Below are 13,352 nucleotides of genomic sequence, written 5' to 3'. Positions count from 1 at the left end.
GCTATTGGCAGTATTGGTAGTATTATTTGAGTTATCGAAATTAACGATATTGCTACTAGTATTACTACTACCAGTATTGGCAGTATTATTTGAGTTATCGGAGTTAGGGCTATTGGTGAGAGTACTGCTATTGGCAGTATTGGTAGTATTATTTGAGTTATCGAAATTAACGATATTGCTAGGGGTAGTGCTACCACCACGAATTGAAGTATTGTTCGAGTTATCGGAATTAATGATATTGCCAGGGGTAGTGCTGCTGTTATCGAGATTAACAATATTATTATTGGAGTTTGAGCTACCGTTATTGTCGATTGGAATATTTTCAGGAACAAGTAAAGTATTTGGCACCAAAACCTGATCTGACTTATTAATAGCCTGAGAATTAATATTCCAATTAATAAACCAGTTTGTCATGCCATTATTACCAGACACCTCATTTTTAATCCTAATTACACCAATAGTAATTTTACCAATAGTGCCAGACAAAGTTACATTACCAGTATTTCCCGATCCAAAACTTTCAGTAAAGATATTGTTTATATCAATATTGCCATTGATATTAGAGACAAATACATCACCAGCCTTGCCACTAGCTTGAGTTATGATATTGCCATTTTTAATATCGCCTTGAGCTAATAAACTTACGATACCACCATTACCTCCATTATTAGAGCTAGTATCAATATTGTCCGTAATGATAGTACCAATGGGAGCATTTATGGTTACACCAGCCGGAGCTGTTATCTTATTTACTACTGCAACATCTCCATTTTGCACCTCCTTACCGAAACTTGTTAAAACTACCCTTCCCTCACTATTAACCGTCGCGCTATTAGTATTGCCACCACCTGTGAGCAATGCTGGTAAAGAAAGAATAGGTAAAGTCCAATTTCCTAGCCGACTATTATCTGGAATTAAAGGTTGAATCTCCAAACTCAAGAGCATTCCCGCTTGACTAATCCGTACCAAATTCTTACCGGGTACAGCGGCGATTGTAATCTTCCCCCCTCCAGAAAGTTGTCCACTACTGACTATAGTTCCCGCTAACATAGTCAAACTTCCATCCTGGAGAGTCAGATTTCCCAAATTAATAATCGCCCCAGGTTGCTCAGTATTAAAAGCAAAAGTATTAGGAGTACCACTTAAAGATGAATAATCATTATTTCCCTGGGCATTAAACCAATTGTCGCCAATCCCAATACCTGTAGCCGTAGTAGCAGTGAAATCAGCAGGAACATTAATTTGGGCAGTAGCACCAAAAAGAATTCCAGCGGGATTCATCAAGAAGAGATTAGAATTTGCACCCCCTAGCTGAATCGTACCATTAATAATAGAAGCCTCTCCACCAACCACCCGACTGAGAACATTTTCGATACCGGGTTGGGAAAGGAAATTAGCAATTTGATCTTGGCTAATACCAAACTGTGCAAAACTCTGAAATAGATTAGCACCCGCTTGAGTACCCCCCGTGATATCAAAGCGATTACCATCTTGAGTCACAATAGTTCCAGTACCATCATTAGCAGGAGTAATTACTTGTGCCAAAACTGGCTTAAAACAGATTAGCCCTTCCAAAAGACAGAGAGAAGCCAGTGACTTACCGATTAGGTTAATATTGAATTTCATCTGGATTGCTCCCAAACAGTCAATGCTAAGTATATTTACTGCTAGCTCGGCGGTAGCCACCCATCCGCTCCATCATCTAGACTAGCCGTATCCCTAGAGAGTTTACTCTTAATGAAGGTTATTGTATAACTTCCAGCAGATCGCGATCGCGATCCCCACTAAATCTGTTACTAATCTTAGAATTTTCGTGTCTTAGTGTCTTCGTGGTTGATTAAATAGTGATTCCCAAGAGCGCCAAGTAGGAGAATCTCCCCGAATTGTCCAATAAATTATTAATAATTGTAAACTTAAAGGCATAAAGGCTGGAATCATTGCCATTCCGTCGCTAAACTATGAAACAGTGCAGATGTACTGATAATAGTAAAAAAGAAGTAAAAAAAAAGGTAGAGAATTCTAGGCTGCATGATTCCCATCAAACTCACCCTAAAAAACTTCCTCAGCTATCGCGAAGCAACCCTTGACTTTCGGGGGTTACATACTGCCTGTATCTGTGGTGCTAACGGCGCGGGGAAATCTTCCCTCCTCGAAGCAATTACCTGGGCGATTTGGGGAAAAAGTCGCACGGAATCAGAAGATGAGGCTATCCATGCGGGTGCTTCAGATGTGCGAGTGGATTTTATCTTTCAAAATAATGAGGAAGTTTATCGTATTATTAGAAGTAAAGGGCGGGGACAAAGCAGTGCCCTAGAATTTCAAATCGAGAGTGGGGAAAACTTTCTGTCTTTAACAGAAAAAGGTGTAAGGGCGACACAGCAGTTAATTTTACACCATATAAAACTCGACTACGATACATTCATAAATTCGGCTTACCTCCGCCAAGGTAGAGCCGATGAATTTATGATTAGGCGGCCGGCGGAACGGAAACAAATTCTGGTAGACTTGTTGAAGCTAGATCGGTATGAAGAGTTAGCTCAACAGGCAAAGGATTTGTCAAAGCAATTCAAAATCCAAGCAGAGCAAATAGAGCAAAACTTAATTGCGATCGCACAACAGCTAGAAGCAGGCAAAACCATCGCAGCCGAACAAGAAGTCCTCAAAACTACCTTAGCACAACTGGAACAAAACCAAGAAACTGACCAAAAACAATTGCAACACCTGCAAGGGTTGAAACAACAACGCCATACCTGGGAACAACAACTAACCTTTGTCAGACAACAATATCAGAATTTGAGCCAAGATTGCGATCGCATCCAACAAGATATCGCCACCACAGAAGCCCAACAGCAACAACTTTGGCAGTTAATTTCTCAAGCAGAACAAATCTCCACAGGATATACCCAATACCTCAACCTGCAAAAGCAAGACGAAATTCTCACCGCCGAATTCCAAGCTTACCAAGAATCTCAACAAGAACGACAAGAGCTGCAACAAAAATTAACAAAAGAGATTAACGAATTAAATCGGCAAATTCAACAAAATCAAGCCCAAATAGAAGGATTGCGATCGCAAGAACAAGAAATTCAAGAAACCCTCTCTCGTGGCGGGGAAGTCGCCACCGCCTTAGCCCAGTTCAAAAGTGCCAAGAAACGCCTCAAAGAACTAGATAACCTCCAATTAGAAGCATCTCCCCTACTGCAACGCCGCACTGGATTGCAAACTCAACTCGATCGTGCCCAAACAAAACTAACAGCTAGACTCGAAGAATTATACTCCTCTGAAACCCAATTGTCAACCCAAATAGCCACCACACCACAATTAAGAAATACAGTATTGCAAGTAGAAGAAGAAATTGAACAACTAGAGAAAAAGAAAGTTTACCAACAGCGAGTACAAGAAAAAGGATTGGAGCGCCGCAACTTTCAGGAACGCCTCCAAGAAAACCAGCGCCGCTATGAAAAACAAATAGGAGAAATAAGCCAAAAAATCGAAATGTTGAAAGTACAGGATGCAATTTGCCCCCTCTGCGATCGCCCTTTAGATGAAACCCACAGCCAACACGTTATCCAAAAAACTAATACAGAATATCAAGAAGTTCAAGAACAATTTTGGATGATTAGGGAACAACTAAGCGTCTGTGAAAGAGAACTTCAGATATTGCGACAAGAATATACCCAACTATCAAAAGAATTAGCTCCTTATGAAGTATTATTACAACAAAGGGGACAATTAGAAGCTAGACTAGAAGCAACAGATGAAGTATATGACAGATTGTATGATATTTCTGAAGAAAAGAAACAACTAGAGCGATCTCTCGAGCGAGGTTTATATGCTGTAGACTTACAGTCAGAATTGCGAGAAATTGAGATAAAACTGCAAGAATTAAACTATAGCGAACAAACCCACGCCTTAGCAAGGGCAGAAGTAGATCGCTGGCGTTGGGCAGAAATAAAAAGTGCTAAACTAGAAGACGCACAGCGACGGCAGGGAAAAATTGATGCCCAAAAACCACAACTCCAAACTAAATTAGATGCCCTCCAAAAATCGCTAGATGAGCTACAAACTACATCCCCACTAAAGCAAACAATAGACGCACTAGAGCGGGAAATTATCGAAATTGGCTATAACTTAGAAACACACAATAATCTCCGCTCATCTCTACGTCAAGCCACATCTTGGCAACTGCGCCATCAGGAATTAGTACGGGCACAAACACAATATCCCCAAATTTGCGATCGCATCTCATCCCTCACCCAAACCCTAACAGGGCGAAAGGCTGACCGAGATGAAAGCAATTCACAACTTGCTCAAATTGTCAAGCAAATAGAACAATGTCCAGATCCTACCAACGATATTCGGATTGTAGAAGAGCGAATACAAGCACGACGGCGACAACTAGACGAACAATTATCCTTAGTTGGGCGCTTGCAACAGCAATTGACTCAACTAGAAACTCTCGAAAGTCAATATCAAGAACAACAGTCACAAATTCAAGTACTTAAAAGGCAATATAAAATTCACGATCAATTAGCAATCGCATTCGGTAAAAATGGTATTCCTACCTTAATGATTGAGAATGTTTTACCTCAATTAGAAGCAGAAACCAATCAAATTTTAGCCCGATTGACAGGAAATCAGTTTCATGTCCAATTTGTCACCCAGAAAGCCGGGAAGCGTGCGACCAAAAAATCAACTAAAATGATTGATACCCTAGATATTTTAATCGCTGATGCTAACGGAACTAGACCTTATGAAACCTATTCGGGGGGGGAAGCATTTAGGATTAATTTTTCCATTCGTTTAGCATTGGCGCGACTCTTAGCACAACAAGCTGGGACATCCTTGCAGATGTTAATTGTAGATGAAGGGTTTGGGACGCAGGATTCTGATGGTTGCGAGCGATTGATTGCGGCAATTAATGCAATTTCAGCGGATTTTTCTTGTATTCTTACTGTTACCCACATGCCTCAATTTAAGGAGGCTTTTCAGACGCGAATTGAGGTGGTTAAAACTGCGGCGGGATCTCAGTTGAGGTTGTCGATGTGATGGGTTAATTGTTATTTTAGAGGGGAATAACAGTAGAACAAATATGATAAACAGAGCCATCAAAACCCCATGTCTAACCAACTCACTCAAATAATAGAATCCCTAAAAGATCGCATTACCCACCTACATCAGCAAGTTAGCAAAATACCTCAAACACCCGAACAATCAGAACAAATCGCGCAAACATTCACAGAAATAAACGCCCTCTTTAGCAATGCCAATACTCCTGAAGAAATCGCCAAACACCAGGAGGTGAAACAACTCCAAGCAAAACTAACCGCAATTGTTGAAGCCACATCAGATCTTGTCAGCATCGCTGATGTAACGAGACGTATTCTCTACCTCAATCGTGCGGGATACCAACTATTAGGGATCGATCCCAACGAAGATATCACAACACACGAGATCTCTGAATTCCATACTCCAGAAACAGATAATGAGATTGTCAATCAAGGGATACCAATAGCGATTAAAGATGGAGTTTGGACAGGAGAAACCACTTTGCGGAAATGTAATGGTGAGATTTTCCCAGTCTCCCAGGTGATTATTGCCCACAAATCAGAAAGTGGAGAAGTTGAGTATCTCTCCACTATTGCTCGTGATATTAGCAATCGCAAACAAATTGAAGAAGCCTTGCACCAAAGTCAGTTTTTGATCCAGCAGATTACTGATACAACCCCACAAATTTTATACATTCACGACCTAACTACACAGGGTAATATATATGTGAATCGTCAAATTTTTGAGATCTTAGGTTATCTACCAGAGAAACCCCAACAAGAAGGGCGGCGCTTCTTTATCTCAACCTTACATCCTCACGATCTTCCCACAGTCTTAGAACACATGAATGGCTTTACCAACGTTGCAGATGGTGAAGTGCGTGAAGTAGAGTATCGGATTAAACACGCCAACGGTACTTGGCGCTGGCTTTGCAATCGAGATGTAGTATTTTCCAGAACATCAGATGGTTTACCCAAGCAAATTCTTGGTACTGCTCGCGATATTACTCAGGGTAAACTAATTGAAATGGCATTGTGGGAAAGTGAATCACGATTGCACACCCTGGTTAATAGTATTTCTGATGGAGTTTTGTTAGTAGATTATCAGGGAATCATCCGTTTTGTTAACGCAGAATCCCTCAATCTTTTCGGTCTTTCTCTTGAGAAATTGGTGGATAGTGAGTTTGGTATTCCTTCACTTGTGGGAGAAATGACGGAGTTAGCTGTGAATCATCCTACCCGTGGCTTAGTGATTCTGGAAATGAGAACAGCACAAACATTATGGCAAGGAGAATACGTTTATGTGGTTACATTGCGAGATATTAGCGATCGCAAAAAGGCAGATGAACTAATCCAAGCCTCCTTAAGAGAAAAAGAAGTTCTCCTGAAGGAAATCCACCATCGTGTTAAAAATAACCTCCAAATTATTTCTAGTCTATTGCGCCTCCAAGCCAATCGAATTGAGGATGAGGGAGTACGAGTTATTCTTCAGGAAAGTCAAAGTAGAGTGGAATCTATGGCACTAGTTCACGAGAGTTTATATCGCTCAGAGAACTTTAGTCAAATTGACTTTACCCAATACGTGGAAAATTTGGCGGCGAACTTGTTTCGCACTTATAATGTTCACTTGGAATCAAATTCATTTAAGCTCCATGTGGCAGATGGACTTTTTATTAGCCTTGCTCAAGCTGTCCCCTGTGGCTTAATTATCAACGAATTGATTAGTAATGCACTTAAGCATGGTTTTCCTAATCGTTCAGATGGTGAAGTATCCTTGACTCTTGAAACTAGTTCAAATCGTCATGCTATTCTGACAGTTGGGAATAAAGGGAATACTCTACCTGTGGACTTTGACCTACAAAAAACTCAATCCATGGGACTAAAATTGGTAATCACCTTAGTCAAACAGCTTAAAGGGATGATTGAGATAGAGAGGGGAGATATAACATTATTTAAGATTCAATTTCCCCTGAGTGAGGTACAGAGAAACCCGGTTTCTTAAAGAAACCGGGTTTCTTGAAGTTTCGCCGACACTGATTTGATCGCTTATCATAGATAAATGGGGAGAGGGGAGCTACCCTCGATCTATTTCCTGAGCTGGACGAGTATAATCCAGATAATTCCATCAGCATTTTTCAAGATCCAATTGCAGGGTGCGAGTTTGTTGCACCTGAGTGCCACGGGAAAGACTAACCGCAGGCAAAGTCAACCGAATGCTAAAGTCTTTTAGTCTTTTGCCTAGGAATCCCTTGGGTTTTGCGTAGTATGTAGCTTGATCCTGCGAAGCAATAAGCTAAAGCTAACCCCTATATTCAGATTGTACACTCTCGCCCTAATTTTAATCTTTTTTTTTGATTGAGGTAAAATTGCTTCCCCTTTTAACATACAGCAATTTTCGGGTATGTGAGGTACAGAGAAACCCGGTTTCTGGGGTGTACTTCATCAACCAGCAATCTGCTATAACTTATCCAATTTTGAAAAATACCCCTTTGAAAACTATGCCAAAAATATTAATCGTAGAAGATGAGAGCGTTGTGGCTTGGGATTTAGAAGAAAGTTTAGCCCGATTGGGATATACAGTTTTAGCCACAGTAACTTCTGGGGCGGAAGCCATTTCAATCCCGACAACAATCAAACCCAATTTGATCTTGATGGATATTAGATTAGAAGGCGATATTGATGGGATTGCTGCGGCGAAACAAATCCGCGATCGCTTCGATATTCCTGTCATCTATATAACAGCCCATGCCGATGAACAGACATGGCAGCGAGCCTTAAAGACAAACCCCTACGGTTATATTATCAAACCCTTTCAAGAGCGAGAATTACAAACCACCATTGAAATTGCTCTGCGCCGACATGAGTTGGAGATGCGACAAGAGCAAACTAAACAGTTATTGTTAACCACTATAAATAGTATTAAAGAAGCCACAATTGCCACCGATGAAAAAGGGTGTATTACATTTCTCAATCCTGTCGCCGAGTCTCTCATCGGCTGGCAAACTCATGAGGTTTTAGGTAAATTAGCATCTCAAGTCATACCCCTGCGAGATGCTAAAAATGGCAGAGCAATCGAAAATCCACTCGCACAATCTATCCAAAAGGCTACAAAAATAACAGCCCATAATTTTTGCCTATTACGTGCCAAAAATGGCAAAGATATCTCGATTAATCTAACCGCTACCCCAATCCGAAATAAAGAGGGCAAAATTATTGGCAGCGTGATGGTATGCCAAAAAGTCACCGATCACCAATCAAGAGAAACAGGACAACATTTAGCAGCACAACATCTAGTCGAGACACTTGCTCTGAGCATTCAAAAATCTTTGAGCCTCGATCAGATTTTAAATATCACAGTCACAGAGATTCGCCAACTATTTCAAAACAACCGCGTCATTATTTATCAATTCAACTCAGATGGAAGTGGTTCAGTAGTAGAAGAGTCATTGGCAAATGATTGTCAACCGATGCTGGGATTGGAAGAGTACAAACCTTGGATTGCCGATCCAAATACAATTAAGCACTATCAATTAGGGCAAATTCAAGTAATAGAAGATCTCTACACAAGAGGAGTAAAACCAGAATACCTTCAGTTTTTACAGTTTTTCGATATTAGAAGCCAAGTGGTTATCCCTCTATTAAATAAAGAGAAATTGTGGGGATTGCTAATTTGCTACAATTGCGCCGTTTCTTGGCAATGGCAACAGTGGCAGATTGAAATCCTCAAAAACTTAGCAACTTACGTTAGTATTGCTATTCAACAGGCAGAAATTTATGAGGAATTAAAACTTACTAATCATAAGTTACAAGACATCATAGGTATCGATACCTTAACTCAATTAAGGAATCAACACTACTTTGAGCAATCTTTGGCACGGGAATGGAAACAATTAGCACATCAGCAGATTCCTCTATCCATAATTTTGTGCGATATTGATTGTTTTAAGGCATTTAACGGTACCTACGGGAATGAAGCTGGAAATGATTGTTTGCGAAAAGTTGCCAGTGAAATTAGTCAATCTATTGTACGAAATACTGATTTAGTGGCTCGCTACGGTGGAGAAGAATTCATTGTTATGTTACCTCATACCAACGGAGAGGCAGCCATTTGGATTGCCCAAAAGATACGGAGCAGCATCAAACGACTCAAAATTGCCCATGTTAGTTCTCCTGTCAATCGTTATCTTACCTTAAGTTTTGGTGTGGCTACCATGATTCCTAATTTGCAGTCTTCACCAAAAACACTCGTAGCCTCGGCGGCGCAAGCACTCTATCAAGCCAAATCCGAAGGACGCGATCGCGTAGTACTATGGGATAGTCGCACTTATAATGTCAAATAAACTCAGGATTTTTGTTTACGGTACTCTCAAACCAGGGGAGGTAAATTATCAACGCTACTGTGCTAGAAAAGTCATAGAAGAGAAATCTGCGATCGCATTCGGTAATTTATTTAATTTACCCCTAGGCTATCCTGCTATGACTCCTGGTGAAAGTATTGTTCGCGGTTTTTTACTAACTTTCACCGACTCAACTATTTTAACTATTCTCGATGAGTTGGAAGACTACAACCCCAATCGGATACCCGAGGAAAATGAATATTACCGACAGGAAATTGAAATCTACGATTTAGATCGTAAATCCCTAGGTTTAGCTTGGGTTTACCTCATGACATTTACACAGGTACAGCGATTCGGTGGGGCGAATATTTCTTCTGGTTGTTGGCGAGGTAATTGCGATTTACAATAAAATATGTTGACTGTTGAACTTGATATTTTGTAACCTTCTCGGTAAATGACAAAACCAGCCCAGAGTTAAAACTCCGGGCTAACAGCGTAAGTCCATTTCAATGGACTGAAATTCTTGAAAAATCAACTTTTTAGTCGGTTTCAACCGACTTTAGCTATTAGACAGTGGTTTTAACCACTGGCGGTTGTTGCAACTGCTGAGAGTTATTCAGTTGAACCGGAATTGATATGATTTTTGACTTCAACCTTCAACCTTTATCCTTCAACCTTCCTCACCTGTATCACCTGCAAACTACCACCCGCATACAGACGATGTTCGCAAATTTTAAATCCTGTCTCCTCCAACAACCCAACCAAATCTTCCTCCAATAATTGCCAAGCAGTTTCCGTCTCAAATAACCACAAAAATATCGCAACTCCAGGCCAAAATAAGAAATTAGTCGGCTTATGAAAATCCACCAGAGTAAATATTCCCCCCGGTTTCAGCACCCGATGAACCTCTTTGATAATTTGTCGCAATACTGTAGGTGTCATCTCGTGCAATGCTACACTTGTATGAACGATATCGAATTGAGCATCGGGCAACGGCATCTCTTCCGCTAACCCTTCTACATAGCCAGCCTGCGGCACATTTCTCTTTGCCCTTCCTAGAGAAAGGGGCGAGGCATCCAAACCAGTAACATTCTGGGAATACTCTACCAGAAACCGAGTCGCCTGACCGCTACCACAACATAAATCTAATATCTTGGTTTCATGACAAATTGTTAAGTTTTGTAAAGGAAGGTAATGGAATCGCCGCTCCCCCCCTACAGCCAGGGCAGCTAGTTGAGAAATCCCGTCATATAGCCATTGGTACTGATAACTCCAATTCCTAAGCACAGTCGCCATCACAGATATCTCCTCAAATTGTGGGTTTCTTGCCAATCCCTTCAGCGATCATTAGCATATATTGTTAAAATCAGTAACAAATATGAAAGTTATAGGAAGCTGAGACCGCTATGGGTAAAGTTGGGGTATTATTGCTTAATCTAGGTGGACCGGAAAAACCGGAAGATGTCCGCCCTTTTCTATACAACCTTTTTTCCGATCCCGAAATTATTCGCCTCCGCTTTTCGTGGATGCAAAGCCCCCTAGCCTGGTTCATCGCCACCACACGGGCTAAAAAATCTCAAGAAAACTACAAACAAATAGGCGGCGGCTCTCCACTCAGGTATATTACAGAAACCCAAGCTCAAGCGCTGCAAGCACACTTGCAGCAAAAGGGGACAGACGCAAAAATCTATATCGGAATGCGTTACTGGCATCCCTTTACCGAAGAAGCCATCGATCGGATCAAACGGGATGGAATCGAACACCTCGTCATTCTACCCCTCTATCCCCACTTTTCCATTAGTACCAGCGGTTCTAGTTTCCGACTTCTTGAGAAAATATGGCAAGAAGACCCCAGTCTCAACCGGATCGAACATACGGTTATTCCCTCATGGTATAAAGAACCGAAATATCTACAAGCAATGGCTCAACTGATTGCCGAAGAGCTGGACAAATCTGCCAATCCTGACAAAGTTCACATCTTCTTCAGCGCCCACGGAGTCCCCTTGAGCTACGTTACAGAAGGGGGAGATCCCTACCAGAAAGAAATCGTAGATTGCACAGCTCTAATTATGGAGACGCTAAACCGTCCTAACCCCCACACCTTAGCTTATCAAAGTCGGGTCGGTCCAGTAGAGTGGCTGCAACCCTACACCGAAGAAGCCATTCCGGAGCTTGCAGCTCAAGGGGTGAAAGACTTACTAGTTGTACCAATTAGTTTTGTGTCAGAACATATAGAAACCCTGCAAGAAATAGACATCGAGTATCGGGAAATCGCCGAAGAATCCGGAATTGAAAATTTCTATCGCGTCCCCGCACTCAATACCCATCCCGTCTTTATCGACTCCCTCGCCACCTTAGTAGAAGACGCATTAAAATCCCCCAGCGTCCAACTTTCAGAGGTGATGCACCCAGAGAAGACAGTTAAGATGTATCCTCAAGAACGTTGGGAATGGGGAATGACAACCGCAGCCGAAGTTTGGAATGGTAGATTGGCGATGATTGGCTTTCTCGCATTGCTGATTGAATTAATCAGCGGTCAAGGGCCGCTTCATTTTGTAGGATTATTGTAAAAGTCAAACCAAAATTTCAATATCCAATTTAGATGGGCAGCAACAGATCATATCCGGTTACATCATCGTAGTTAGGTAGCGATTAGCAGACTAATTCATAGATAAACGATGTAACCGGACACGATCCGATGGGAAATTCTAGTTAAACTTCCGCTTACGTCTCCTGGCGATTGCTTTACGCTTTTTCTTTTCAATGGGCGTTTCAAAATTACGGAGACGCTTCATATCCGCAAAAATTTCCGCCTTAGAAACTTGCCGCTTAAATCGGCGTAGTGCGGACTCAATACCTTCATTTTCACCTACAATTACTTGGGTCATCCTATATCCTCTTAATCGCAATCCTAATAATGTTGAATGACGGAACTCACCAAATGTTAAAAACTCCATAAATCTGGTGATTAACATTTGGATCAGTAACCGCAAGTACTCCATTCTATCGATATAAGCAGACACTAGGAACTAGATATTGGGAACTAGAGAAGAAGAATTTACTAGCCCCTAATCCCTACTTCCCCAAAAAGAAAGCCCCTAGCCCCTTTTAAATCAAAGAGATATTACCAGTAAAGACTAGTTCAGCAGGTCCAGTCATGTAAACCCGTTGGTCTACCTCTGAAAATTCAATCTCCAGACAGCCGCCAGGAAGCTCCACAGTACAGGCGCGATCGCAATTTCCAGTCAAGACACCAGCAACCACCGCCGCACAAGCACCCGTACCACAGGCTAAAGTAATCCCAGCACCACGTTCCCAGACACGCATCTTGAGATAGTCACGACGGACTACTTGTATAAATTCCGTATTTGTGCGTTGGGGAAAAACAGGATGATGCTCGAACAGAGGACCAATAGTTTCCAGAGGAATAGCCGCCACATCCTCAACAAAGGTAATCGCATGAGGATTTCCCATACTGACACAGGTAACCTGCCAGACTTGAAGAGCCACCTCTAAGGGAGTATTAATTGCCTTTTCGTCAGCCGCAGCCAAAGTAGTAGGAATTTGGGCAGCCATCAACAGAGGAATTCCCATATCCACCCTAACCTTACCGTTTCCTTCAAGTTTAGGGATAATGACACCTGCTAGAGTATGAATGCGATATTGAGTTTTGGCATTATCCCCCTCAAGATCGGATAGGAATTGAGCTAAACAGCGAATCCCGTTACCGCACATCTCCGGCTCCGAGCCATCCGAGTTAAAAATTCGCATACTATAATCAGTACCATCTTGTCCCGGCAGGGCAAAGATAACCCCATCAGCACCGATACCAAAATGGCGCGAACATAGCTGTATAGCTTGTTCCGACGTAACCATCGGTTTGCGATCGGTCCGATTATCAATCAGAATGAAGTCATTCCCTAGACCGTGATACTTTGTAAATTCGATTTCCATTTATATATCTCCT

General features: G+C 41.7%; 9 protein-coding genes. 5 read left to right on the top strand and 4 right to left on the bottom strand.

Annotated elements, in window-relative coordinates; genetic code table 11:
* On the bottom strand, positions 1-1,626 hold a 1,626-nt coding region (locus NJ959_RS00195), incomplete at its 3' end, for a two-partner secretion domain-containing protein (RefSeq protein ID WP_254009719.1).
* A 402-nt stretch (positions 1,627-2,028) separates the two neighbouring features.
* Between NJ959_RS00195 and sbcC the strand changes: the two genes are divergently transcribed.
* The 4 genes from sbcC (at position 2,029) to NJ959_RS00175 (ending at position 9,794) form a co-directional block, all read left to right on the top strand.
* A complete protein-coding gene (gene sbcC / locus NJ959_RS00190) occupies positions 2,029-5,049 on the top strand; it encodes an exonuclease subunit SbcC (RefSeq protein ID WP_254009718.1) in 3,021 nt (1,006 codons plus the stop codon).
* 69 nt (positions 5,050-5,118) lie between these two features.
* On the top strand, positions 5,119-7,050 hold the full coding sequence (locus tag NJ959_RS00185; protein WP_254009717.1) for a PAS domain-containing sensor histidine kinase: 1,932 nt from the start codon (positions 5,119-5,121) through the stop codon (positions 7,048-7,050).
* Between the two features lie 496 nt (positions 7,051-7,546).
* Positions 7,547-9,388: a diguanylate cyclase domain-containing protein gene (locus tag NJ959_RS00180; protein WP_254009716.1), complete on the top strand. Its 1,842-nt coding sequence runs from the start codon at positions 7,547-7,549 to the stop codon at positions 9,386-9,388.
* Positions 9,378-9,794 carry a gamma-glutamylcyclotransferase family protein gene (locus NJ959_RS00175; RefSeq protein ID WP_254009715.1) on the top strand — a complete coding sequence of 139 codons (417 nt, stop codon included), beginning with the start codon at positions 9,378-9,380 and terminating at the stop codon, positions 9,792-9,794. The genes NJ959_RS00180 and NJ959_RS00175 overlap by 11 nt, the downstream gene beginning before the upstream one ends.
* A 254-nt stretch (positions 9,795-10,048) precedes the next feature.
* Here the strand turns inward: NJ959_RS00175 and NJ959_RS00170 are convergent, their stop codons facing one another.
* Positions 10,049-10,681 carry a class I SAM-dependent methyltransferase gene (locus NJ959_RS00170; protein WP_254009714.1) on the bottom strand — a complete coding sequence of 211 codons (633 nt, stop codon included), beginning with the start codon at positions 10,679-10,681 and terminating at the stop codon, positions 10,049-10,051.
* 110 nt (positions 10,682-10,791) lie between these two features.
* On the opposite strand from NJ959_RS00170, the gene hemH reads away from it, so the two are divergent.
* Positions 10,792-11,955 (top strand): ferrochelatase, encoded by a 1,164-nt coding sequence (gene hemH / locus NJ959_RS00165; RefSeq protein ID WP_254009713.1) that lies wholly within the window; start codon positions 10,792-10,794, stop codon positions 11,953-11,955.
* A gap of 138 nt (positions 11,956-12,093) precedes the next feature.
* Here the strand turns inward: hemH and rpsU are convergent, their stop codons facing one another.
* Together rpsU and dapF are read right to left on the bottom strand one after the other, a co-directional pair.
* Positions 12,094-12,273, bottom strand: a complete 180-nt coding sequence (rpsU, locus tag NJ959_RS00160) for a 30S ribosomal protein S21 (RefSeq protein WP_254009712.1) — start codon at positions 12,271-12,273, stop codon at positions 12,094-12,096.
* Between the two features lie 220 nt (positions 12,274-12,493).
* Positions 12,494-13,339, bottom strand: a complete 846-nt coding sequence (gene dapF, locus NJ959_RS00155; protein WP_254009711.1) for a diaminopimelate epimerase — start codon at positions 13,337-13,339, stop codon at positions 12,494-12,496.
* Positions 13,340-13,352 lie beyond the last annotated feature (13 nt).

Origin of the sequence: Limnofasciculus baicalensis BBK-W-15 (assembly GCF_024178385.1) — a bacterium.
Classification (GTDB): Bacteria; Cyanobacteriota; Cyanobacteriia; order Cyanobacteriales; family Coleofasciculaceae; genus Limnofasciculus; species Limnofasciculus baicalensis.
Note: the sequence above shows the minus strand (reverse complement) of the source record. Positions and strands in the feature narration are given on the sequence as shown.